This window comes from Enterobacter cloacae complex sp. 2022EL-00788 (assembly GCF_026627565.1).
Taxonomy (GTDB): domain Bacteria; phylum Pseudomonadota; class Gammaproteobacteria; order Enterobacterales; family Enterobacteriaceae; genus Enterobacter; species Enterobacter pasteurii.
Genome location: NZ_JAPNMC010000005.1, coordinates 328,550 through 353,465, shown reverse-complemented (window position 1 = coordinate 353,465; position 24,916 = coordinate 328,550). Strand labels below are relative to the sequence as shown.

The 24,916-nt window shown below is 54.4% G+C and carries 23 protein-coding genes; all 23 read left to right on the top strand.

Annotated elements, in window-relative coordinates:
• Position 1: 1 nt before the first annotated feature.
• The 23 genes from wcaA to OWK27_RS10495 all read left to right on the top strand — a co-directional run bounded on the left by wcaA (position 2) and on the right by OWK27_RS10495 (position 24,916).
• On the top strand, positions 2-844 hold the full coding sequence (gene wcaA / locus OWK27_RS10605) for a colanic acid biosynthesis glycosyltransferase WcaA (protein WP_017693085.1): 843 nt from the start codon (positions 2-4) through the stop codon (positions 842-844).
• Positions 844-1,335 carry a colanic acid biosynthesis acetyltransferase WcaB gene (gene wcaB / locus OWK27_RS10600; protein ID WP_148418241.1) on the top strand — a complete coding sequence of 164 codons (492 nt, stop codon included), beginning with the start codon at positions 844-846 and terminating at the stop codon, positions 1,333-1,335. Before wcaA ends, wcaB begins: the two co-directional genes overlap by 1 nt.
• Positions 1,332-2,549: a colanic acid biosynthesis glycosyltransferase WcaC gene (gene wcaC, locus OWK27_RS10595; RefSeq protein ID WP_148418240.1), complete on the top strand. Its 1,218-nt coding sequence runs from the start codon at positions 1,332-1,334 to the stop codon at positions 2,547-2,549. The genes wcaB and wcaC overlap by 4 nt, the downstream gene beginning before the upstream one ends.
• Complete coding sequence (wcaD, locus tag OWK27_RS10590; RefSeq protein ID WP_267590372.1) at positions 2,524-3,744, top strand: colanic acid polymerase WcaD; 1,221 nt, start codon at positions 2,524-2,526, stop codon at positions 3,742-3,744. Before wcaC ends, wcaD begins: the two co-directional genes overlap by 26 nt.
• A gap of 16 nt (positions 3,745-3,760) precedes the next feature.
• On the top strand, positions 3,761-4,507 hold the full coding sequence (gene wcaE / locus OWK27_RS10585; RefSeq protein ID WP_193355563.1) for a colanic acid biosynthesis glycosyltransferase WcaE: 747 nt from the start codon (positions 3,761-3,763) through the stop codon (positions 4,505-4,507).
• A gap of 16 nt (positions 4,508-4,523) precedes the next feature.
• Positions 4,524-5,078, top strand: coding sequence for a colanic acid biosynthesis acetyltransferase WcaF (gene wcaF, locus OWK27_RS10580; RefSeq protein ID WP_193355562.1), 555 nt, complete (start codon positions 4,524-4,526; stop codon positions 5,076-5,078).
• A 21-nt stretch (positions 5,079-5,099) separates the two neighbouring features.
• Positions 5,100-6,221 (top strand): GDP-mannose 4,6-dehydratase, encoded by a 1,122-nt coding sequence (gene gmd / locus OWK27_RS10575; RefSeq protein WP_003863514.1) that lies wholly within the window; start codon positions 5,100-5,102, stop codon positions 6,219-6,221.
• Between the two features lie 2 nt (positions 6,222-6,223).
• A complete protein-coding gene (fcl, locus tag OWK27_RS10570; protein ID WP_148418236.1) occupies positions 6,224-7,189 on the top strand; it encodes a GDP-L-fucose synthase in 966 nt (321 codons plus the stop codon).
• Between the two features lie 2 nt (positions 7,190-7,191).
• A complete protein-coding gene (locus OWK27_RS10565) occupies positions 7,192-7,671 on the top strand; it encodes a GDP-mannose mannosyl hydrolase (RefSeq protein WP_193355645.1) in 480 nt (159 codons plus the stop codon).
• On the top strand, positions 7,668-8,891 hold the full coding sequence (gene wcaI / locus OWK27_RS10560) for a colanic acid biosynthesis fucosyltransferase WcaI (RefSeq protein ID WP_267590360.1): 1,224 nt from the start codon (positions 7,668-7,670) through the stop codon (positions 8,889-8,891). The genes OWK27_RS10565 and wcaI overlap by 4 nt, the downstream gene beginning before the upstream one ends.
• A 3-nt stretch (positions 8,892-8,894) precedes the next feature.
• Complete coding sequence (gene cpsB / locus OWK27_RS10555; RefSeq protein ID WP_267590359.1) at positions 8,895-10,331, top strand: mannose-1-phosphate guanyltransferase; 1,437 nt, start codon at positions 8,895-8,897, stop codon at positions 10,329-10,331.
• Positions 10,332-10,440: 109 nt separating this feature from the next.
• Positions 10,441-11,811: a colanic acid biosynthesis phosphomannomutase CpsG gene (gene cpsG, locus OWK27_RS10550; RefSeq protein ID WP_267590358.1), complete on the top strand. Its 1,371-nt coding sequence runs from the start codon at positions 10,441-10,443 to the stop codon at positions 11,809-11,811.
• 139 nt (positions 11,812-11,950) lie between these two features.
• On the top strand, positions 11,951-13,345 hold the full coding sequence (wcaJ, locus tag OWK27_RS10545) for an undecaprenyl-phosphate glucose phosphotransferase (RefSeq protein ID WP_148418232.1): 1,395 nt from the start codon (positions 11,951-11,953) through the stop codon (positions 13,343-13,345).
• A gap of 1 nt (position 13,346) precedes the next feature.
• On the top strand, positions 13,347-14,825 hold the full coding sequence (gene wzxC, locus OWK27_RS10540; protein ID WP_176609936.1) for a colanic acid undecaprenyl disphosphate flippase WzxC: 1,479 nt from the start codon (positions 13,347-13,349) through the stop codon (positions 14,823-14,825).
• A 17-nt stretch (positions 14,826-14,842) separates the two neighbouring features.
• Positions 14,843-16,123 (top strand): colanic acid biosynthesis pyruvyl transferase WcaK, encoded by a 1,281-nt coding sequence (gene wcaK, locus OWK27_RS10535; protein WP_176609937.1) that lies wholly within the window; start codon positions 14,843-14,845, stop codon positions 16,121-16,123.
• Complete coding sequence (gene wcaL, locus OWK27_RS10530) at positions 16,120-17,340, top strand: colanic acid biosynthesis glycosyltransferase WcaL (protein WP_267590357.1); 1,221 nt, start codon at positions 16,120-16,122, stop codon at positions 17,338-17,340. Before wcaK ends, wcaL begins: the two co-directional genes overlap by 4 nt.
• A 12-nt stretch (positions 17,341-17,352) precedes the next feature.
• Entirely contained in the window at positions 17,353-18,744 is a 1,392-nt protein-coding gene (gene wcaM, locus OWK27_RS10525) for a colanic acid biosynthesis protein WcaM (RefSeq protein ID WP_267590356.1), read from the top strand.
• A gap of 173 nt (positions 18,745-18,917) precedes the next feature.
• The gene (galF, locus tag OWK27_RS10520) at positions 18,918-19,814 is read left to right on the top strand and encodes a GalU regulator GalF (RefSeq protein WP_110293152.1); all 897 of its coding nucleotides are present in this window, start codon (positions 18,918-18,920) and stop codon (positions 19,812-19,814) included.
• A gap of 359 nt (positions 19,815-20,173) precedes the next feature.
• Complete coding sequence (gene rfbB, locus OWK27_RS10515) at positions 20,174-21,259, top strand: dTDP-glucose 4,6-dehydratase (protein ID WP_267590355.1); 1,086 nt, start codon at positions 20,174-20,176, stop codon at positions 21,257-21,259.
• Positions 21,259-22,158: a dTDP-4-dehydrorhamnose reductase gene (gene rfbD / locus OWK27_RS10510; RefSeq protein WP_242172211.1), complete on the top strand. Its 900-nt coding sequence runs from the start codon at positions 21,259-21,261 to the stop codon at positions 22,156-22,158. The genes rfbB and rfbD overlap by 1 nt, the downstream gene beginning before the upstream one ends.
• Positions 22,159-22,210: 52 nt before the next feature.
• Positions 22,211-23,089, top strand: a complete 879-nt coding sequence (gene rfbA, locus OWK27_RS10505; protein WP_242172212.1) for a glucose-1-phosphate thymidylyltransferase RfbA — start codon at positions 22,211-22,213, stop codon at positions 23,087-23,089.
• Between the two features lie 3 nt (positions 23,090-23,092).
• Entirely contained in the window at positions 23,093-23,629 is a 537-nt protein-coding gene (rfbC, locus tag OWK27_RS10500; RefSeq protein WP_242172213.1) for a dTDP-4-dehydrorhamnose 3,5-epimerase, read from the top strand.
• A gap of 33 nt (positions 23,630-23,662) precedes the next feature.
• Positions 23,663-24,916, top strand: coding sequence for a flippase (locus OWK27_RS10495; protein WP_242172215.1), 1,254 nt, complete (start codon positions 23,663-23,665; stop codon positions 24,914-24,916).

Below are 24,916 nucleotides of genomic sequence, written 5' to 3'. Positions count from 1 at the left end.
TATGACCACACAACGCCCTTTAATTTCTATCTATATGCCGACATGGAATCGTCAGCAGCTGGCGATCCGCGCGATTAAATCGGTGCTGCGTCAGGACTACGATAACTGGGAACTTATCATCGTGGATGACTGTTCCTCCTCTTACGAACAGCTGCAAAAGTTTGTCGAAGACCTGAACGATCCGCGCGTGATGTACACGCACAACGCCATCAACTCCGGGGCGTGCGCGGTGCGCAACCAGGCGATTATGCAGGCGAAAGGGCAGTATCTCACCGGCATCGACGACGATGACGAATGGACGCCAAATCGTCTGTCGATCTTCCTGTCGCACAAGGCGCAGCTGGTGACCCACGCGTTTTTGTATGCCAACGACTATGTCTGTCAGGGCGAGGTGTACTCCCAGCCGGCAAGCCTGCCGCTGTATCCAAAATCGCCGTATTCCCGCCGACTGTTCTACAAGCGCAACATTATTGGCAATCAGGTCTTTACCTGGGCCTGGCGCTTTAAGGAGTGCCTGTTCGATACCGAACTGAAGGCCGCGCAGGACTACGACATCTTCCTGCGCATGGTGGTGGAGTACGGCGAGCCGTGGAAGGTGGAAGAGGCCACGCAGATCCTGCACATCAACCACGGGGAGATGCAAATCACCTCGTCACCGAAAAAATTCTCGGGCTACTTCCATTTTTACCGCAAGCACAAGGACAAGTTTGACCGTGCCAGCCGGAAGTATCAGCTCTTTACCCTCTATCAGATCCGCAACAAGCGCATGAACTGGCGCACCCTGCTGACGCTGCTGTCCGTGCGTAACGGCAAGCGTCTGGCCGATGGACTTCGGGGGAAATAATGTTTCTGGAAGATTGCCGCGCAAACAGCTGGAGCCTGCGCCCGTGCTGCATGGTTCTGGCCTACCGCATTGCGCACTTTTGCTCCGTGTGGCGCAAGAAAAATGTCTTAAATAACCTCTGGGCCGCGCCGGTGCTGGTGCTCTACCGCATCATCACCGAATGCTTTTTTGGCTACGAAATTCAGGCTGCCGCCACCATTGGCCGCCGCTTTACCATTCACCACGGTTATGGGGTTGTCATCAACAAGTTCGTTGTCGCGGGCGATGATTTCACCATTCGCCACGCGGTGACGATCGGCAACCGCGGGCCAGACAGCCTGGCCTGTCCGGTAATCGGCAATAACGTCGAGCTGGGCGCGAACGTGGTGATCGTTGGTGATATTACCGTGGGCAATAACGTGACGATTGGCGCAGGCAGCGTGGTGCTGGACAGCATTCCGGACAATGCGCTGGTAGTAGGCGAAAAAGCTCGCGTGAAGGTGATTAAATGAACATTCTGCAATTTAACGTGCGCCTCGCCGAGGGCGGGGCGGCTGGCGTAGCGCTGGATCTGCACCAGCGCGCGCTGCAAAAAGGGTTACAGTCGCGCTTTGTTTACGGTTACGGCAAAGGCGGCAAGAAAAGCGTCAGCCATGATAACTATCCGCAGGTGCTGAAGCAGACGCCGCGTCTGACCTCCATCGCCAATATTGCGCTGTTCCGCCTGTTTAACCGCGACCTGTTCGGCAACCTGAATAATCTCTACCGTACCGTTACCCGCACCAGCGGCCCGGTTGTGCTGCACTTTCACGTGCTGCACAGCTACTGGCTGAATCTGGAAGAGGTGGTGGCGTTTTGCGGCAAGGTAAAAGCGCATAAGCCGGACGTCCGATTCGTCTGGACGCTGCACGATCACTGGAGCGTGACCGGCCGCTGCGCCTTTACCGACGGCTGTGAAGGCTGGAAAAACGCCTGTCAGAAGTGCCCGACCCTGAGCAACTATCCGCCGGTGAAGGTGGATCGCGCGCACCAGCTGGTTGACGGTAAGCGTCAGCTGTTCCGCGACATGCTCGCGCTCGGCTGTACCTTTATTTCCCCAAGCCAGCACGTGGCGGACGCCTTCAACAGCCTGTACGGGGCAGGGCGCTGCAGGATTATTAACAACGGTATCGACGTGGCGACCGAAGAGATTCTGGCGGAACTGACGCCGGTGGCGGAAACGGCGGGCCAGCCGAAAATCGCCATCGTCGCCCACGATCTGCGTTACGACGGCAAAACCAACCAGCAGCTGGTGCGCGACATGATGGCGCTCGGCGACAGGATTGAACTGCACACCTTCGGTAAATTTTCCCCGTTCGAAGGGGCGAACGTGGTGAATCACGGGTTCGAAACCGACAAGCGCAAGCTGATGAGCGCCCTGAACGGCATGGACGCGCTGGTGTTCAGCTCGCGGGTGGACAACTATCCGCTGATCCTGTGCGAAGCGCTCTCTATTGGCGTGCCGGTCATCGCAACCCACAGCGACGCGGCGCGTGAAGTGCTGGAGAAATCAGGCGGTAAAACCTTCAGCGAAAACGAGGTGCTGCCGCTGGTGCAGATGCCGAAGGCCGACATTGCGCAGGCCGTTTTTGGCACCGACCTGGAATCGTTCCGCAACCGCAGCCGCAAGGCCTACAGTGGACAACAGATGCTGGAGGAGTATGTCTCGTTCTATCAGAATCTGTAGCTATCTGCTGCTGCCGCTGATCTACCTGCTGGTCAACGTCAAGATTGCCCAGCTCGGCGAAAGTTTCCCGATCACCATCGTCACCTTCCTGCCGGTTCTGCTGTTGCTTTACGTTGACAGGCTCAACCTTAAAAAGCTGATGATTGCGCTGGGCATCGGGTTTGGCCTGACGGCGTTTAACTACATCTTTGGCCAGTCGCTGGATGCCAGCAAATATGTCACCTCCACCATGCTGTTTGTTTATATCGTCATAATTATCGGCATGGTCTGGAGTATTCGCTTTAAAACTATCTCGCCGCACAATTATAGGAAAATCCTCAGGTTCTTTTATATTGTCGTTGGGATGATTGTTGTGCTTGCGGCACTGGAGATGGCGCAAATTATTTTGACGGGCGGCAGTAGCCTGATGGAAATAATTTCGAAATATCTTATATACAGTAACAGCTATGTACTGAACTTCATTAAGTTTGGCGGCAAGCGAACCACGGCGCTCTATTTTGAACCGGCGTTCTTTGCTCTGGCATTAATCTCAATTTGGCTCAGCATCAAACAGTTCGGTATCAAAACCCCTAAAACCGATGCTATGATTCTTGCAGGAATCGTTCTGTCTGGGTCGTTCTCTGGGGTAATGACGTTTATCCTGTTTTACCTGCTGGAGTGGGTGTTCCAGTACCTGAACAAAGAGGCGATTAAGAAAAAACTGCCGCTGGCGATTATCTCCCTGACGGTGTTTTTAGTGGGCGTAATATTTGCGTTTCCGTACATCTCAGAACGCCTGGGTGATTTGGGAACGGAAGGCTCTTCGTCCTATTATCGCATCATCGGTCCACTGGTGATGGTGGGTTATTCCTTAACCCATATTGATGGCGTAGTAAGATTCGGCTCACTTTACGAATATGTTGCATCATTCGGAATCTTTAACGGTGCGGATGTCGGTAAAACCATAGACAATGGTCTGTATCTGTTAATTATTTATTTTTCCTGGTTCGCCGTACTGTTGACGCTGTGGTATCTGTTTAAAGTTTTCAAAATGATGATTAACGCGTTTGGTGATAACCAAAACTTTCGCGTGCAGCTTTATCTGTTCACACCGGTGTCGTTGTTTTTCACTGGGTCAATATTTAGCCCGGAATATGCTTTTTTGATTGTCTGTCCGTTTATTTTGCGCAAGGCGCTAAATATTACGAGCGTATGACGAAATGAGGTGATTTATGTTTCTTAGCGTCATTACTGTCGCTTTTCGTAATTACGAAGGGGTGGTAAAAACCTGGCGCTCGCTGCGCAACCTGGCGCGCGATCCGAGCCTCACCTTTGAGTGGATCGTGGTCGATGGCGGCTCGAACGACGGCACGGCAGAGTTTCTGGAAAAACTCAACGGTGAGTTCAACTTGCGCTACATCAGCGAGAAAGATAAAGGCATTTACGATGCGATGAATAAAGGCATCGCGATGGCGCAGGGCCGTTACGCCATCTTCCTCAATTCCGGCGACGTGTTCCATGAAGACGTGGCGTTATTTGCCCGTCAGCTCGCGCGCCAGAAAGAGGACGCCATGTTTATCGGTGATGCGCTGCTTGATTTCGGTGATGGGAAAAAAGTGCTGCGCGGCGCGAAGCCCGGCTGGTATATCTACCACAGCCTGCCGGCCAGCCATCAGGCTATTTTCTTCCCGATGAGTGGCCTGAAAAAGCAGCCTTACGATTTGCAATATAAAGTTTCGTCCGATTATGCCCTGGCCGCCAGCCTGTACAAATCTGGTTATCCGTTCCGTCGTATTAAAGGGCTGGTATCTGAATTTTCGATGGGCGGCGTGTCAACCTCAAATAATCTGGAATTGTGCCAGGATGCAAAAAACGTGCAGCGTAAAATATTACGCGTGCCGGGGTTCTGGGCGGAATTATCTTATTTATTACGTCTGAAAACGACGGGTAAAGCGAAAGCCTTATATAACAAAGCCTGAGATATAAGGAAATGTAATGCAGGAATTAAACGGATTCTCCGTGCCGAAAGGCTTTCGGGGCGGGAGCGGTATTAAAGTTCAGCTGTGGTGGGCCGTACAGGCAACGTTATTTGCCTGGTCGCCGCAGATAATGTACCGCTGGCGAGCATTTTTATTGCGCCTGTTTGGCGCAAAAATCGGAAAAAACGTAGTCATTCGACCTTCGGTAAAAATTACCTACCCCTGGAAATTAACGCTTGGGGATTACGCCTGGGTAGGGGATGACGCGGTGTTATATACCCTGGGCGAGATTACGATTGGCGCAAATTCGGTGGTTTCACAGAAGTGTTATTTGTGCACCGGCAGCCACGATTTTATGAGTCCGCATTTTGATATTACCGCTTCGCCAATTGCGATCGGCGAAAAATGCTGGCTGGCAACGGATGTATTTGTTGCACCGGGTGTTTCTGTTGGCGAGGGCACGGTTGTAGGTGCTCGCAGCAGCGTTTTTAAATCGCTACCGGCAAATAAAGTTTGCCGTGGCAACCCCGCAGTGGTGATACGCGAACGCGTTGAAACTGAAAAACTTTGATAAGTACAGAGGAATATAAACATGTCTAAAGTCGCTCTCATCACCGGCGTTACCGGGCAGGATGGTTCTTACCTGGCAGAATTGCTGCTGGAAAAAGGTTATGAAGTTCACGGTATTAAGCGTCGTGCTTCTTCATTCAACACCGAGCGTGTCGATCACATTTACCAGGATCCGCATGCGGCTAACCCGAAATTCCACCTGCATTACGGCGACCTGACCGATACCTCCAACCTGACCCGCATCCTGCAGGAAGTGCAGCCGGATGAAGTTTACAACCTGGGGGCGATGAGCCACGTTGCGGTTTCTTTCGAATCTCCGGAATACACCGCTGACGTTGACGCCATGGGTACCCTGCGTCTGCTGGAAGCGATTCGCTTCCTCGGTCTTGAGAAGAAAACCCGCTTCTACCAGGCATCCACCTCCGAGCTGTACGGCCTGGTGCAGGAAATTCCACAGAAAGAGACCACGCCGTTCTATCCACGTTCTCCGTATGCGGTAGCGAAGCTGTACGCGTACTGGATCACCGTGAACTACCGTGAATCCTACGGCATGTACGCCTGTAACGGCATCCTGTTCAACCACGAATCCCCGCGTCGCGGCGAAACCTTCGTGACCCGCAAAATCACCCGCGCTATCGCCAACATTGCTCAGGGTCTGGAATCCTGCCTGCACCTCGGCAACATGGATTCCCTGCGCGACTGGGGCCATGCGAAAGACTACGTGAAGATGCAGTGGATGATGCTTCAGCAGGAGCAGCCAGAAGACTTCGTCATCGCGACCGGCGTGCAGTATTCCGTGCGTCAGTTCGTTGAGATGGCTGCGGCACAGCTGGGTATCAAGCTGCGCTTCGAAGGCACCGGCGTGGAAGAGAAGGGTATCGTGGTTTCCGTGACCGGCCACGACGCGCCGGGCGTGAAGCCAGGCGACGTGATTGTCCAGGTTGACCCGCGTTACTTCCGTCCTGCTGAAGTGGAAACCCTGCTGGGCGACCCAACCAAAGCGCACGAGAAGCTGGGCTGGAAACCAGAAACCACTCTGCAGGAGATGGTATCCGAGATGGTGGCCAAAGATCTTGAAGCAGCGAAAAAACACTCTCTGCTCAAGTCTCATGGCTACGAGGTTGCCATCGCGCTGGAGTCCTGAGAATGACCAAACAACGTATTTTTGTCGCCGGTCATCGCGGAATGGTGGGTTCCGCGATTGTCCGCCAGCTGGAGCAGCGCGGTGACGTTGAGGTGCTGGTTCGCACCCGCGACGAGCTGAACCTGCTTGACAGCAAAGCGGTGCAGGACTTTTTTGCCAGCGAGCGTATCGACCAGGTGTATCTGGCGGCGGCAAAGGTGGGCGGCATTGTCGCTAACAACACCTACCCGGCGGATTTCATCTACGAGAACATGATGATTGAGAGCAACATTATTCACGCGGCGCATCTGCACAACGTGAACAAGCTGCTGTTCCTCGGCTCATCCTGTATCTATCCGAAAATGGCGAAGCAGCCGATCGCCGAAAGCGAACTGCTGCAGGGCACGCTGGAAGCGACCAACGAGCCGTACGCGATTGCCAAAATTGCCGGGATCAAGCTGTGCGAGTCCTACAACCGTCAGTACAACCGCGACTATCGCTCGGTGATGCCGACTAACCTGTACGGTCCGCACGACAACTTCCACCCGAGCAACTCGCACGTGATCCCGGCGCTGCTGCGCCGCTTCCACGAGGCGACCGCCGAAAACGCGCCGGATGTGGTGGTGTGGGGGAGCGGTACGCCGATGCGCGAGTTCCTGCACGTAGACGATATGGCGGCGGCCAGCATTCACGTGATGGAGCTGGATCGCGAGGTGTGGCAGGAAAACACCGAGCCGATGCTGTCGCACATCAACGTGGGTACCGGCGTCGACTGCACCATTCGCGAGCTGGCACAGACCATCGCGCAGGTGGTGGGCTACAAGGGCCGCGTGGTGTTTGACGCCACCAAACCGGACGGCACGCCGCGCAAGCTGCTGGACGTGACCCGTCTGCATCAGCTGGGCTGGTATCACGAGGTGTCGCTGGAGCAGGGGCTGGCCAGCACCTACCAGTGGTTCCTGGAAAACCAGCACCGCTTCCGGGGGTAATGATGTTTTTAAGTCAGGAAGATTTTGCCACGATCGTTCGTTCCACTCCGCTCATTTCAGTTGACTTGATCGTGGAGAACGAACGCGGCGAGTTCTTGCTGGGGAAACGAACCAATCGTCCTGCACAGGGCTTCTGGTTCGTGCCCGGCGGGCGCGTGCAGAAGGATGAGACGCTGAGCGATGCGTTTAAGCGTCTCACTCTGGCGGAACTGGGCCAGCAGCTGCCGATGGCAGCGGGCCAGTTTTACGGGGTCTGGCAGCACTTCTATGACGATAACTTTTCAGGCACGGACTTTACCACGCACTACATCGTGCTGGGGTTCCGCCTGAAGGTGAGTGAGGCAGACCTGCGTCTGCCTGATTCTCAGCATGACGACTACCGCTGGCTCACGCCAGAGGCGCTGCTTGCCAGCGACAATGTGCACGACAACAGTCGTGCCTATTTCCTGGCAGATCGTCAGTCCGGAGTGCCGGGCTTATGAAAATTTTGGTGTATGGAATCAACTACTCGCCGGAGCTGACCGGCATCGGGAAATACACCGGCGAGATGGTCGAGTGGATGGCGAGCCAGGGGCACGACGTGCGGGTTATTACCGCGCCGCCGTACTACCCGGAGTGGAAGGTAGGCGAGCGCTATTCGAGCTGGCGCTATCGCCGCGAAGAGGGCGCGGCGATCGTCTGGCGCTGCCCGCTCTACGTGCCGAAGCAGCCCTCGACGCTGAAACGTTTAATTCATCTGGGCAGCTTTGCCCTGAGCAGCTTCTTCCCGCTGATGGCGCAGCGTCGCTGGAAGCCGGATCGCATCATCGGCGTGGTGCCAACGCTGTTCTGCACGCCGGGCATGCGCCTGCTGGGGAAACTCTCCGGCGCGCGCACCCTGCTGCACATCCAGGATTATGAAGTGGACGCGATGCTCGGCCTCGGGATGGCGGGCAAGGGCAAGGGCGGCAAGGTGGCGAAGCTCGCCAGCGCCTTCGAGCGCAGCGGGCTGCTCAACGTGGATTACGTCTCCACCATCTCGCGCTCGATGATGAACAAGGCGCAGGAGAAGGGCGTCCCGGCCCGGAAGGTGATCTTCTTCCCGAACTGGTCCGAAGTGGCGCGCTTTCGTGACGTAACGGAAAGCGACGCGCAGGCGCTACGCGCGCAGCTCGGTTTGCCTGATGGTCATAAAATCATCCTTTACTCGGGCAACATCGGCGAAAAGCAGGGGCTGGAGAGCGTGATTGACGCCGCGCTTCAGCTGAGCGAACACCCGTGGACGTTCGTGATTGTCGGGCAGGGCGGCGGCAAGGCGCGCCTGGAAAAAATGGCCAGCGAGCGCGGCCTGACCAACGTCCGCTTCTTCCCGCTTCAGTCTTATGACGCGCTGCCCGCGCTGCTGAAAATGGCGGACTGCCATCTGGTGGTGCAAAAACGCGGCGCGGCGGATGCGGTGCTGCCGTCCAAGCTGACCAACATTCTGGCGGTGGGCGGCAACGCGGTAATAACGGCAGAAGCCGATACCGAATTAGGCCAGCTGTGCAACAGCTACCCGGGCATTGCCGTTTGCGTGGAGCCGGAATCGGTTCCCGCGCTGGTGACCGGAATTGAGCAGGCGCTTGCCATGCCAAAAGAGAACACGGTGGCACGTGAATATGCCGAACGCACGCTCGAGAAAGAGAACGTGCTGAGCCAATTTATTGCAGATATACGGGGATAAATCATGAGTCAAACCACTTTGTATCCGGTCGTAATGGCGGGTGGATCCGGGAGCCGGTTGTGGCCACTGTCCCGCGTGCTTTATCCAAAACAGTTTCTTTGCCTGAAGGGCGACCTCACCATGCTGCAAACGACGGTTAACCGTCTGCACGGCGTGGAGTGCGAAAGCCCGGTGGTGATCTGTAACGAACAGCACCGCTTTATCGTTGCCGAGCAGCTGCGCCAGCTGAACAAACTCACCGAAAATATCATTCTGGAGCCTGCCGGCCGTAACACCGCGCCCGCTATCGCCCTGGCGGCGCTGGCGGCGAAACGCAGCAGCCCGGACTGCGATCCGCTGATGCTGGTGCTGGCGGCAGACCACGTTATCCAGCAGGAAGAGGCGTTCCGCGACGCGGTGCGTGCGGCCATTCCTTACGCCGAGCGCGGCAAGCTGGTGACCTTCGGCATCGTGCCGGATCTGCCGGAAACCGGCTATGGCTACATTCGCCGCGGCAGCGTGATGCCAGGCGAGGGCGACAGCGTGGCCTTTGACGTGGCCCAGTTCGTCGAAAAACCGAATCTGGAAACCGCGCAGGCCTACGTTGCCAGCGGTGAATATTACTGGAACAGCGGTATGTTCCTGTTCCGCGCCGGGCGCTACCTGGAAGAGCTGGAAAAATATCGCCCGGATATCTTAAGCGCCTGCGAGAAAGCGATGGCGGTGGTGGATCCGGATCTCGACTTTATCCGCGTGGATGAAGCCTCTTTCCTCGCCTGCCCGGAAGAGTCCATTGACTATGCGGTGATGGAGCGCACGGCGGACGCCGTGGTGGTGCCGATGGATGCGGGCTGGAGCGACGTCGGCTCCTGGTCATCCCTGTGGGAGATCAGCGCGCATACCCCGGAGGGTAACGTCCATCACGGCGACGTGATTAGCCACAAAACGGAAAACAGCTACGTCTACGCCGAGTCTGGCCTGGTCACCACGGTCGGGGTGAAGGATCTGGTGGTGGTGCAGACCAAAGACGCGGTGCTGATTGCCGACCGTAATGCCGTGCAGGACGTCAAAAAAGTGGTGGAGAAGATCAAGGCCGACGGCCGCCACGAGCACCATATTCACCGGGAAGTGTACCGTCCGTGGGGTAAATACGACTCCATCGACGCGGGCGAACGTTACCAGGTGAAGCGCATCACCGTGAAGCCGGGCGAAGGGCTGTCGGTGCAGATGCACCACCACCGCGCCGAGCACTGGGTGGTGGTGGCGGGTACCGCCAAAGTAACCATCGACGGGGAAGTGAAGCTGCTGGGTGAAAACGAGTCCATTTATATTCCGCTGGGGGCGACGCACTGCCTGGAAAACCCCGGAAAAATTCCGCTCGACTTAATTGAGGTGCGCTCCGGCTCCTATCTGGAAGAGGACGACATTATCCGCTTCCAGGATCGTTACGGGCGCGTGTAGCACCCCGCATCATGCCCGGCGGCACTGCGCCTGCCGGGCCTACGAATGACAAAAATAAATTTGGCCATTATGTGGTCAGGGCCAACCGTTGCCTGAAAAAGAGGTCATCATGGAAAAATTAACCTGTTTTAAAGCCTACGATATTCGCGGCAAGCTGGGCGAAGAGCTGAACGAAGACATTGCGTGGCGCATCGGCCGCGCGTACGGCGAATATCTCAAGCCAAAAACCATCGTGCTGGGCGGCGACGTGCGTCTGACCAGCGAATCCCTGAAGCTGGCGCTGGCGAAAGGGCTGCAGGACGCGGGCGTGGACGTGCTGGATATCGGCCTTTCCGGTACCGAAGAGATCTACTTTGCCACCTTCCACCTCGGCGTGGACGGCGGTATCGAAGTCACCGCCAGCCATAACCCGATGGACTACAACGGCATGAAGCTGGTGCGCAAGGGCGCACGTCCTATCAGCGGCGACACCGGGCTGCGCGACGTGCAGCGTCTGGCAGAGGCCAACGACTTCCCGCCGGTTAACGACGCAAAACGCGGCAGCTATAAGCAGATTAACCTGCAAAAAGAGTACATCGACCACCTGCTGGGCTACATCAACGTGGCGAACCTTAAGCCGCTGAAGCTGGTCATTAACTCCGGCAACGGCGCGGCAGGCCCGGTTGTCGATGCACTTGAGGCCCGCTTCAAGGCGCTGAACGTGCCGGTAACCTTCGTCAAGGTGCACAACACGCCTGACGGCAACTTCCCGAACGGTATTCCTAACCCGCTGCTGCCGGAGTGCCGCGACGACACCCGCAACGCGGTAATCGAGCACGGCGCCGATATGGGCATCGCCTTTGACGGCGACTTCGACCGCTGCTTCCTGTTCGACGAGAAAGGCCAGTTTATCGAGGGCTACTACATTGTCGGCCTGCTGGCGGAAGCGTTCCTCGAGAAAAACCCGGGCGCGAAGATCATTCACGATCCGCGCCTCTCCTGGAACACCGTCGACGTGGTGGGCGCCGCGGGCGGTACGCCGGTGATGTCCAAAACCGGCCACGCGTTTATCAAGGAGCGCATGCGTGAAGAAGACGCCATTTACGGCGGCGAGATGAGCGCGCACCACTACTTCCGCGATTTTGCCTACTGCGACAGCGGGATGATCCCGTGGCTGCTGGTGACCGAGCTGCTGTGCCTGAAAGGGCAGAGCCTGGGCGAGCTGGTGCGCGACCGCATGGCGGCGTTCCCGGCCAGCGGCGAGATCAACAGCAAGCTGGCGCAGCCCGCCGAGGCCATCGCCCGCGTTGAACACCACTTTGCCCTTCACGCGCTCGAGATTGACCGTACCGACGGTATCAGCATGTCGTTCCCGCAGTGGCGCTTCAACCTGCGCTCCTCAAACACCGAGCCGGTGGTGCGCCTGAACGTCGAATCCCGTGGCGATACCGCGCTGATGGAAGCGCGAACGAAGGACATTCTGGCGCTGTTGAATCAGTAATACGAAAACCTGAGCCTGGCCCCTTACCCCTCACCCCGGCCCTCTCCCCAGAGGGGGAGAGGGTGTTCAAGTTCCCTCTCCCCCCTGGGGAGAGGGTTAGGGTGAGGGGCCCAGGTTTTGGTTGAATAAAGGAACAACGATGACGAATCTAAAAAAGCGCGAACGAGCGAGAACGAATGCATCGTTAATCTCTATGGTGCAGCGTTTTTCTGATATCACCATCATGGTCGGCGGACTGTGGGCGGTGTGTTGGGTCAGCGGGCAGTCGTTCTTCTACATGCATTTGCTGATGGCGTTGATTGCGCTGGTGGTGTTTCAGATGATTGGCGGCATGACCGATTTCTATCGCTCATGGCGCGGCGTAAAAATGACCACCGAACTGATGCTGCTGCTACAGAACTGGACCTTAAGCCTGATTTTCAGCGCGGGCCTGGTGGCGTTCAGCCACGATTTTGATAACCGCTTTGTGACCTATCTCTGCTGGTATCTGCTGACCAGCGTTGGCATGGTGGTTTGCCGCTCGCTGATCCGCTTTGGCGCGGGCTGGCTGCGCAACCGCGGCTATAACCGCCGCTTCGTTGCCGTGGCGGGCGATCTGCCGGTCGGCCGGGTGTTGCTCGACGGCTTCCGCAAAGAGCCATGGTTAGGCTTTGAAGTGGTCGGTATTTATCACGACGCGAAGCCCGGCGGCGTGCCGTCCGACTGGGCGGGCAACTACGAACAGCTTATCGACGACGCGAAGGCCGGCAAAATTCATAACGTCTATATCGCCATGCAGATGAAGGATGAATCCCGCATCAAGAAGCTGATGCGCGAGCTTGCCGATACCACCTGCTCGGTGATCCTCATCCCGGACGTCTTCACCTTCAACATTCTTCACTCCCGTATTGAAGAGGTCAACGGGGTGCCGGTTGTTCCGCTGTACGACACGCCGCTGTCGGGCATTAATCGCGTGCTGAAGCGCGTGGAGGACATCGTGCTTTCGTCGCTGATCCTGCTGCTGATCTCCCCGGTGCTGTGCTGCATTGCGCTGGCGGTGAAGCTCAGCTCGCCGGGGCCGATCATCTTCCGTCAGACCCGCTATGGCATGGACGGTAAGCCGATCATGGTGTGGAAATTCCGCTCCATGAAGGTGATGGAGAACGACAAGGTGGTGACCCAGGCGACGCAGAACGATCCGCGCGTCACCCGCGTGGGCAACTTCCTGCGCCGCACCTCGCTGGACGAGCTGCCGCAGTTCATTAACGTGTTCACCGGGGGGATGTCCATCGTCGGGCCGCGTCCTCACGCTGTTGCCCACAACGAGCAGTACCGCACCCTGATTGAAGGCTACATGCTGCGCCATAAGGTGAAGCCTGGCATCACCGGCTGGGCGCAGATTAACGGCTGGCGCGGCGAGACCGACACGCTGGAAAAAATGGAAAAACGCATCGAGTTCGACCTGGAGTACATCCGCGAGTGGAGCCTCTGGTTCGATATCAAGATTGTTTTTCTGACCATTTTCAAAGGCTTCGTGAACAAAGCGGCGTACTAAGATGAGCTTACGTGAAAAAACCATCAGCGGCGCGAAATGGTCAGCCATGGCCACCATCGTCATCATCGGCCTCGGGCTGGTGCAGATGACGGTGCTGGCGCGCATTATCGATAACCACCAGTTCGGCCTGCTGACGGTCTCGCTGGTGATTATCGCGCTGGCCGATACGCTGTCTGACTTCGGTATCGCCAACTCGATTATCCAGCGCAAAGAGATTAGCCACCTGGAGCTGACCACGCTCTACTGGCTGAACGTCGGGCTGGGTATTTTCGTCTTTGTGCTGGTGTTCCTGCTGAGCGACGTGATTGCCGGCGTGCTGCACAACCCGGATCTGGCCCCGCTGATGCGCACGCTGTCGTTTGCTTTTGTGGTGATCCCGCACGGGCAGCAGTTTCGCGCGCTGATGCAAAAAGAGCTGGAGTTCAACAAAATCGGCATGATTGAGACCAGCGCCGTGCTGGCGGGCTTTACCTTCACCGTGGTGAGCGCCCATTTCTGGCCGCTGGCGATGACCGCCATTCTCGGCTACCTCGTTAACTCTGCCGTGCGCACGCTGCTGTTTGGCTTCTTTGGCCGCAAGATTTACCGCCCGGGGCTGCACTTCTCGCTGGCGTCCGTCTCCTCCAACCTGCGTTTCGGCGCGTGGCTGACGGCAGACAGCATTATTAACTATGTGAATACCAACCTCTCCACGCTGGTGCTGGCGCGCATTCTGGGCGCGAGCGTCGCGGGCGGCTATAACCTGGCGTATAACGTCGCGGTCGTGCCGCCGATGAAGCTCAACCCGATCATTACCCGCGTGCTGTTCCCGGCGTTTGCCAAGATTCAGGACGATACCGAGAAGCTGCGCGTCAACTTCTACAAGCTGCTGTCCGTGGTGGGCATTATCAACTTCCCGGTGCTGCTGGGGCTGATGGTGGTGTCCAGCAACTTCGTGCCGCTGGTGTTTGGCGAGAAGTGGAACAGCATCATCCCGATCCTCCAGCTGCTGTGCGTGGTGGGGCTGCTGCGCTCCGTGGGAAACCCGATTGGCTCCCTGCTGATGGCGAAGGCGCGCGTGGATATCAGCTTCAAGTTCAACGTGTTTAAAACCTTCCTGTTTATTCCGGCGATTATCGTGGGCGGACACGTGGCGGGCGCCATTGGCGTGACGCTCGGGTTCCTGCTGGTGCAGATCGTCAATACCGTGCTGAGCTACTTCGTGATGATCAAACCGGTGCTGGGCTCCAGCTACCGTCAGTACATCCTCAGCCTGTGGCTGCCGCTCTACCTCTCGCTGCCAACCCTTGCCGTCAGTTACGGCCTGGGCGTGGTGCTCAGCGGCCATCTGCCGCTGGCGGCGCTGCTTGCGGTGCAGGTCGCGGCAGGCGCGCTGGCCTTCGGCGTGATGATTGTGCTGTCACGCAACGCGCTGGTGGTTGAGATGAAGCGCCAGTTTTGCCGTAACGAAAAAATGAAAACGCTGCTTCGCGCAGGCTAGATATTTAAGAGGCCATTATGAAATTACTTATTCTTGGCAACCATACCTGCGGCAACCGTGGCGACAGCGCCATCCTGCGCGGTTTACTGGATGCAATTAACACCCTTAAGCCTGAGACCGAAGTGGACGTAATGAGCCGTTATCCGGTCAGCTCGTCCTGGTTACTGAACCGTCCGGTAATGGGCGACCCGCTCTACGGCCAGATGAAACAGCATAACAACGCCGCGGGCGTGATGGGGCGTGTGAAGAAGGTGCTGCGTCGCCGCTACCAGCATCAGGTGCTGCTCTCCCGCGTGACCGATACCGGCAGGTTGCGCAACATCGCCATCGCGCAGGGCTTTACCGATTTCGTGCGCCTGCTGTCCGGCTATGATGCCATTATTCAGGTCGGCGGCTCGTTCTTTGTCGATCTCTACGGCGTGCCGCAGTTTGAGCATGCGCTCTGCACCTTTATGGCGAAAAAGCCGCTGTTTATGATCGGCCACAGCGTCGGGCCGTTCCAGGATCCGCAGTTTAACCAGCTGGCAAACTATGTCTTCGGCCACTGCGACGCGCTGATCCTGCGCGAATCGGTCAGCCTCGACATGATGAAGCGCAGCGAGATCGACACGTCAAAAGTGGAGCACGGCGTGGATACCGCCTGGCTGGTGGATCATCAGGTCGACAGCTTCCAGCCGAGCTACGCGGTCCGGCACTGGCTGGACGTGGCGGCGAAACAGAAAACCGTCGCGATTACCCTGCGCGAACTCGCCCCGTTCGATAAACGTCTCGGCACCACCCAGGCGGCGTACGAGAAAGCGTTTGCCGACGTGGTAAACCGCGTGCTCGATAGCGGCTACCAGGTGCTGGCGCTCTCCACCTGCACCGGTATCGACAGCTATAACAAGGATGACCGTATGGTGGCGCTGAACCTGCGCAACCTGGTGAACGATCCGTCCCGCTACCACGTGGTGATGGACGAACTGAACGATCTGGAGATGGGCAAGCTGCTCTCCGCCTGCGACCTGACCGTGGGCACGCGTCTGCACTCGGCGATTATCTCGATGAACTTCGGCACGCCGGCGATTGCCATTAACTACGAACACAAGTCAGCGGGCATTATGCAGCAGCTCGGCATGCCGGAAATGGCCGTTGATATTCGTCATCTGCTGGACGGTTCGCTTGGTGCGATGGTGGGCGACACGCTCGGCCAGCTGCCTGCAATCAACGAACGTCTGGCGGTGGCGGTAAAAGCCGAACGCGAAAAAGGCATTGGGATGGTGAAATCCGTACTCGATCGCGTCCGGGAGGGGAAATGAAGGTTGGTTTTTTCTTGCTGAAATTCCCGCTGTCGTCTGAGACCTTTGTGCTGAACCAAATCACCGCGTTTATCGATATGGGATATGACGTGGAGATTATCGCCCTGCAAAAGGGCGATACGCAGAACACCCATGCGGCGTATACCCAGTATGGGCTGGAGGCGAAAACCCGCTGGCTGCAGGATGAGCCGGGCGGGCGGATGAACAAACTGCGCTATCGCGCCGGCCAGACGCTGCGCGGGCTGTATCGCGCGTCGACGTGGCGGGCGCTGAACATGTCGCGCTATGGGGCGGAGGCGCGCAACCTGATCCTCTCCGCCATCTGCGGGCAAACGGCGCGGCCGTACCGTGCCGATGTTTTTATCGCCCACTTCGGCCCGGCGGGCGTCACCGCCGCGAAGCTGCGCGAGCTTGGGGTGATTGAGGGCAAAATTGCGACCATTTTCCACGGTATCGACATCTCCAGCCGCGAGGTGCTGAACCACTATACCCCGGAGTATCAGCAGCTGTTTCGCCGCGGCGACATGATGCTGCCGATAAGCGACCTGTGGGCCGGACGCCTGAAAACCATGGGGTGCCCGAGCGAGAAAATTACCGTCTCGCGCATGGGCGTGGACATGGAGCGCTTCACCCAGCGCCCGGTCAAGGTGCCGGGCAAGCCGCTGCAGATTATCTCCGTGGCCCGCCTGACCGAAAAGAAAGGGCTGCACGTGGCCATCGAGGCCTGTCGCCAGCTGAAGGCTCGCGGCGTCGATTTCCACTACCGCATCCTGGGGATCGGGCCGTGGGAGCGTCGCCTGCGCACGCTGATAGAGCAGTATCAGCTGGAAGACGTGGTCGAGATGCCCGGCTTCAAGCCGAGCCACGAGGTGAAGGCCATGCTCGACGAGGCGGATGTGTTCCTGCTCCCCTCCGTGACGGGTGCCGATGGCGATATGGAAGGCATTCCCGTGGCGCTGATGGAGGCGATGGCGGTCGGTATTCCGGTTGTCTCGACGTTACACAGCGGCATCCCGGAGCTGATCACCTCTGAGCATTCCGGCTGGCTGGTGCCTGAAAACAATGCGCTGGCGCTGGCGGATCGCCTGGCGGCGTTCAGTGATATTGATAGCCAGACGCTGGTACCCGTGCTGCAAAACGCCCGACAAAAAGTCGAAGCAGAATTTAACCAGCAGGTAATTAATCGCCAGTTAGCGAGCCTGCTGCAAACGCTGTAACGCTGAGGTTGTATGCTGAAAAAGATTACCCGACGCCGATTTGTCTCTTCTTTATCCGTCCTGGCTGCCATGCCGCTGCTGTCGCCCCGCGCCGCGCGGGCGGCCACCGGAAAGACGGTTTCTGTAGATCGCTATAACCATAACGACTGGATCGCCGCCTTTAAGCAGGCCTTTAGCGAAGGGGATACCGTGGTGGTTCCTGCCGGGTTAACCTGCGAAAACATCAACACCGGCATTTTTATCCCTGATGGCAAAACGCTGCTCGTCCGCGGCGCGCTTAAGGGCAACGGGCGCGGGCGCTTTGTGCTCCAGGAAGGCTGTAAGGTGATCGGCGAGGGGGAAGGGCGCACTCACAACATCACGCTGGACGTCCGTGGCTCCGACTGTGCCATCAAAGGGCTGGCGATGAGCGGCTTCGGCCCCGTCACCCAGATTTACATCGGCGGTAAAAAGCCAAGAGTGATGCGCAACCTGCTCATCGATAACATTACCGTGACGCAGGCAAACTACGCTATCCTGCGTCAGGGGTTCCACAATCAGGTGGACGGCGCGCGCATCACCAACAGTAAATTCAGCCATTTACAGGGCGATGCGATAGAGTGGAACGTGGCGATCAACGATCGCAATATCCTGATCTCAGACCACGTGATCGATAATATCAACTGCACGAACGGCAAGATCAACTGGGGCATTGGCATCGGGCTTGCCGGCAGTACCTACGACAATGATTACCCGGAAAAGCAGACCGTAAAAAACTTCGTGGTGGCAAATATCACGGGCAGCAACTGCCGACAGCTGGTGCATGTCGAAAACGGTAAGCACTTTGTTATTCGTAATATTAAGGCCAAAAATATTACGCCTGACTTCAGCAAAAAAGCGGGAATTGATAACGCGACGGTAGCTATTTATGGCTGTGATAATTTCGTTATTGATAATGTCGATATGGTCAACAGCGCTGGCATGCTAATTGGCTATGGCGTAATCAAGGGCGATTATCTGTCGATCCCGCAGAACTTCAAGCTCAACGATATCCGGCTGGATAACCGACAGCTGGCGTATAAGCTGCGCGGAATACAGATTTCATCCGGCAATGCCACGTCGTTTGTTGCCATTACCAACGTTGAGATGCAGCGCGCGACGCTTGAGCTGCATAACAAACCTCAGCACCTTTTCTTGCGCAATATCAACGTGATGCAGGAGTCAACGACCGGGCCAGCCCTGAAGATGAACTTCGACCTGCGCAAAGACGTGCGCGGAAAGTTTATGGCTAAAAACGAGACGCTGCTGTCGCTGGCAAACATCATAGCAGTGAATGAGAAGGGGCAGAGCTCGGTGGATATTGACCGGGTGGATCAACACGTTGTGAATACGGAACGGCTGAATTTTGCGCTACCGCACCGCTAACCGGGACGCAATTTTGCGACTTTTCCTGGCACAGAATCGCGATCTATTCAGATTACAACTACTGTAATTTGTGGTGGGGTAGCTTAGGATTACTTCATATTTACGGCAAATCATGCTGGCGAAAACAGGTTTAAAAGCTATAATTCGTCAACCATTTTAAGGTGGAAGATATAATGATTAATTTGAAAGCAGTCATTCCGGTAGCAGGTCTGGGCATGCACATGTTGCCAGCCACAAAGGCCATTCCTAAGGAGATGCTTCCGATCGTTGACAAGCCGATGATTCAGTACATCGTCGACGAGATTGTTGCTGCAGGGATCAAAGAAATCGTTCTGGTGACGCACTCATCCAAGAATGCGGTAGAGAACCACTTCGACACCTCTTACGAACTCGAAGCGCTGCTTGAGCAGCGCGTTAAGCGCCAGCTGCTGGCAGAAGTGCAGTCTATCTGTCCTCCTGGCGTAACCATCATGAACGTGCGCCAGGCACAGCCGCTGGGCCTGGGCCACTCCATCCTGTGTGCTCGCCCCGTTGTAGGCGATAACCCGTTTATCGTGGTACTGCCAGATATCATCATTGATACCGCTTCTGCTGACCCGCTGCGTTATAACCTGGCGGCGATGGTGGCGCGTTTCAACGAAACGGGCCGCAGCCAGGTGCTGGCTAAGCGCATGAAAGGCGATCTGTCCGAATACTCTGTTATCCAGACCAAAGAAGCGCTGGAGACGGAAGGGCAGGTGAGTCGTATCGTTGAATTTATCGAAAAACCGGATCAGCCGCAGACGCTGGACTCAGACCTGATGGCGGTTGGCCGCTACGTTCTGAATGCGGATATCTGGGCCGAGCTGGAGAAAACCGCGCCGGGCGCCTGGGACCGAATCCAGCTGACCGATGCGATCGCCGAACTGGCGAAAAAGCAGTCCGTTGATGCGATGCTGATGACCGGCGACAGCTACGACTGCGGCAAGAAAATGGGGTATATGCAGGCGTTTGTGAACTACGGCCTGCGTAACCTGAAGGAAGGGGCGAAGTTCAGAAGCCGCATTGAGAAGCTGCTGGCTAACGACTGATAGCTCATCACAGGCGTAATCGGTTTACGAGCGACAGCCATCATTTTGTTATGTGGTTACATAACTAAAATGATGGCTGTCGCTTTTTTGTTATTAATTCCTATGATAACAGAGAGTTATCTGCTTTAAATCTGGACTGATTTGTAACGATTTGTGCTTGTTTCTGATGCGATTTAGGACGACAATTAACGCCAGTTTTGTCTGTAATCAGACTGTAAATCTTTTATTCAAACGTCGCTCAGTGCACTGGTAGCTGTCAAGCCAGGGGCGGTAGCGTGCACAATTTGTGAAACCGTAATTAAGACAGTGGTTTCTCGATTGCCAATATCTCTATATCTCCAATAGACGGATTAGTTAACGTGAAAATTCTTGTGACGGGCGGGGCCGGTTTCATCGGCTCAGCGGTTGTACGACATATTATTAAAAATACCCAGGACGAAGTCGTTAACGTGGATAAACTGACGTATGCCGGTAACCTGGAGTCCCTCAACGATGTCAGCGGCAGCGACCGTTATGCCTTTGAGCATGCGGATATTTGTGATAAGTCGGCTATGGATCGTATTTTTGCCGAGCATAAACCGGATGCGGTAATGCACCTGGCGGCAGAAAGTCACGTTGACCGTTCCATTACCGGTCCGGCTGCGTTTATTGAGACCAACATCGTTGGCACCTATGTGCTCCTGGAAGCGGCCCGCGCTTACTGGTCTACGCTGGATGATGCAGCAAAAAAAGCGTTTCGCTTCCATCACATTTCTACCGATGAAGTGTACGGCGACCTGCCGCACCCGGACGAGCATCCGGCTTCTACCGACCTGCCGCTCTTCACTGAAACCACAGCCTATGCGCCAAGCAGCCCATACTCTGCCTCTAAAGCGTCCAGCGACCATCTGGTCCGCGCCTGGCTGCGTACCTACGGTTTCCCGACGATTGTCACCAATTGTTCAAACAACTACGGTCCGTATCATTTCCCGGAAAAGCTTATCCCACTGGTAATCTTGAACGCGCTGGACGGAAAAGCGTTGCCGATTTACGGCAAAGGCGACCAGATCCGCGACTGGCTATATGTCGAAGACCATGCACGTGCGCTCTATATCGTTGTTACCCAGGGTAAACCGGGTGAGACTTACAACATCGGTGGGCATAACGAAAAGCAAAATCTGGACGTTGTGCACACTATTTGCGATTTGCTGGATGAGATCGTGCCGAAAGAAGGCTCTTATCGCGATCAGATCACTTACGTTGCTGACCGCCCGGGGCATGACCGTCGCTACGCGATTGATGCGCACAAAATTGGCGTTGAGCTTGGCTGGAAGCCTGAGGAGACATTCGAAAGCGGAATTCGTAAGACTGTTGAATGGTACCTGAGCAACCAGGAGTGGGTTAGCAACGTAAAAAGCGGTGCTTACAAAGCCTGGATCGAACAGAATTACGGGGAACGTCAATAATGAACATCCTTCTGTTCGGCAAAACAGGGCAGGTGGGTTGGGAGCTACAGCGCGCGCTGGCCCCACTGGGCAACCTGATTGCGCTTGATGTGCATTCAAAAGATTACTGCGGCGATTTTAGCAACCCTGAAGGGATTGCTGAGACGGTTCGTAATATTAAACCTGATGTGATCGTCAACGCAGCTGCTCACACCGCAGTGGATAAAGCAGAATCTGAGCCAGAGTTTGCGCAGTTACTGAATGCGACAAGCGTTGAGGCTATCGCGAAAGAAGCTGCAAAGATCGGTGCCTGGGTTGTGCACTATTCCACGGATTACGTCTTCCCGGGTGATGGCGAAACGCCATGGAGTGAAACGGACGCGACGGCGCCGCTGAATGTTTATGGTCAGACGAAACTGGATGGCGAAAAAGCCTTGCAGGATAACTGCCCTAATCACCTCATTTTCCGTACAAGTTGGGTATATGCTGGTAAGGGCAACAATTTTGCCAAGACCATGCTCCGCCTTGCGAAAGAGCGCAAAGAACTTTCCGTAATTAATGACCAGGTTGGCGCACCAACGGGCGCTGAGCTGTTAGCCGATTGCACCGCTCACGCTATTCGTGTGGCAATGGTTAAACCTGAAGTTGCAGGGCTTTACCATCTCGTTGCTTCTGAAACGACAACCTGGTACGACTATGCGGCGCTAGTGTTTGACGAGGCCAAAAAGAACGGCGTTGAGTTGGCTATTGAAAAACTGAATGCCGTTCCCACCTCAGCATATCCGACGCCCGCGCGTCGTCCACATAATTCACGCTTAAATACCGTTAAGTTCCAGCAGAACTTCAACCTGGTATTGCCTGCATGGCACGATGGTGTGAAACGTATGCTTGCTGAGCTTTTCACGGCGCAATCTATTTAATCATTTAAAAAATGCCCGTTTACGGGCATTTCGTGTTTATAGAGAAATTATAATGACTACACGTAAAGGTATTATCCTTGCCGGCGGATCCGGCACTCGTCTCTATCCAGTGACCATGGCGGTAAGCAAGCAGCTGCTGCCAATTTATGATAAACCAATGATTTACTATCCGCTGTCAACGCTAATGCTGGCAGGGATTAAGGATATACTGATCATCAGTACGCCACAGGATACGCCGCGCTTTGAACAGCTTTTGGGTGATGGTAGCCAGTGGGGGCTAAACCTTCAGTATAAAGTCCAGCCAAGCCCTGATGGACTTGCGCAGGCCTTTATCATTGGCGAAGAGTTTATTGGTGACGACAGCTGCGCGCTGGTGCTTGGCGATAATATTTTCTACGGACATGACCTGCCAAAACAGCTGGAAGGTGCAGTTGGCAAGGGCGATGGTGCGACAGTATTTGCCTATCACGTTAACGATCCTGAACGTTATGGCGTGGTGGAGTTCGATAAAGATGGTACGGCCATTAGCCTGGAAGAGAAGCCGCTGGAACCTAAAAGCAACTATGCCGTTACTGGGCTCTATTTCTACGATAATGACGTAGTGGAAATGGCGAAGAACCTGAAGCCTTCTGCACGCGGTGAGCTGGAAATTACCGACATCAACCGTATTTACCTGGAGCAGGGCCGTCTTTCCGTTGCTATGATGGGGCGCGGCTATGCGTGGCTGGATACTGGTACACACCAAAGCCTGATCGAGGCAAGCAACTTTATTGCGACGATTGAAGAGCGTCAGGGGCTAAAAGTCTCCTGTCCGGAAGAGATTGCGTATCGCAAAGGGTTTATTGATGCGGAGCAGGTGAAGAAGCTGGCTGAACCGTTGAAGAAAAATGCCTATGGGCAATACCTGCTTAAGATGATTAAAGGTTACTAAGACATGAACGTTATTAAAACTGATATTCCAGATGTACTCATTTTTGAGCCAAAAGTTTTTGGTGACGATCGTGGTTTTTTCTTTGAGAGTTTCAGCCAGAAAGTATTCGAAGAGGCAGTAGGACGTAAAGTTGAGTTTGTGCAGGATAATCACTCTAAATCCTGCAAGGGTGTGCTTCGCGGTTTACATTATCAACTGGAACCGTATGCGCAGGGAAAACTGGTGCGCTGTGTCGCCGGTGAAGTATTTGATGTTGCGGTTGATATCCGTAAATCCTCTCCGACTTTTGGAAAATGGGTTGGTGTGAATCTTTCAGCTGAAAATAAACGTCAATTGTGGATCCCTGAAGGGTTTGCTCATGGATTTTTGGTGTTGAGTGATGTGGCTGAGTTTGTCTATAAAACTACAAATTATTACCATCCTGAATGTGAAAAGGGCCTTCTCTGGAATGATTCTTCACTAAATATATCTTGGCCTATCAAAGATGAGCCACAACTCTCTCTTAAAGATTCCAAAGCAGAAAAATTTTCAGAATTATAATTACACCTCTTTCAGTGTAAACTTGGACGTAAAATGAGTTTAATTCGTAACAGTTTATGGAATATTTTGGGGTATGCTATTCCTTCATTTGTAGCTATTCCAGCATTAGGCTACCTTGCAAGGGCACTGGGTACCCAACAGTTTGGACTTTTTACGTTAGCACTTGCGATAGTAGGCTATGCAAGCATATTTGACGCAGGTATCACTCGTTCAGTTATACGAGAAATATCATTTTTTCGGGATGATCAAAATGAAAGAAAAAAAATAGTAACTACTTCAATATTTTGTATGTTGTTTATGGGTTTTTTGGGGTTTAGTACATTATTGCTCTTATCCCCATTTACGATGGAAATTTTAAACGTAACCTCTATAAATGAAAGTGTCGTTAAGAGCAGTGTTATTATTGTAGGTCTGTGCATCCCGATTTTTCTCATCAATCAACTATTCATGGGGTTTATGGAAGGAGAAGAAAAATTTGGACATGTTAACACACAAAAAATAATAGCTAATATATTTATTGCAGGTATGCCGGCCCTTTTTGTATATTTTGACAAAAATCTTAACTATGCTGTTTATGGTTTACTGTGTGGTCGAATTATAGGAATGTTGATAGCTATTTATTTAAGTCGCCTAACCTTTATTGTTAAAGAATTTCATTTTCATAAAATCGTTTTTTTTAGATTATTAAAATTTGGTGGGTGGATTACAGTAAGTAATATTATCAGCCCAATAATGACAATTGCAGACCGTTTTATACTATCCCATTTAATGGGTGCTAATAATATTGCATTTTATACAGCACCTTCTGAAGGTGTGGCGCGTTTAACAATTATTCCAGCAGCATTATCTCGAGCTATATTTCCAAAGTTAAGTTATGCAAAAAATCAAAGTGAAAGACTAAAACATCAACGCCTTGGATATTTGATTCTATTAATGGCTTGTTTACCGGTAGCAATTGTTGTATTTATCTTCGCGAGCGATATTTTAAGGTTATGGATGGGCGTAGCCTTTTCTGCATCAGAACCGACACTGATTTTAAGAATACTTGTTATTGGTTTTGTATTTAATGCTATTGCCCAAATTCCCTATGCAAGTATACAGGCTAAAGGGAAAGCACATTATACAGCAGCGATTCATTTAATTGAATTGGTACCTTACATCTATTTATTATTCTATATGATTAGCAAACTTGGTTTGATAGGCGTTGCATATGCATGGCTTGCTCGAACATTTGTAGATTTCTTATTACTTTTGGTTGCCGAAATTGCAATCGAGAAAAATTTATAA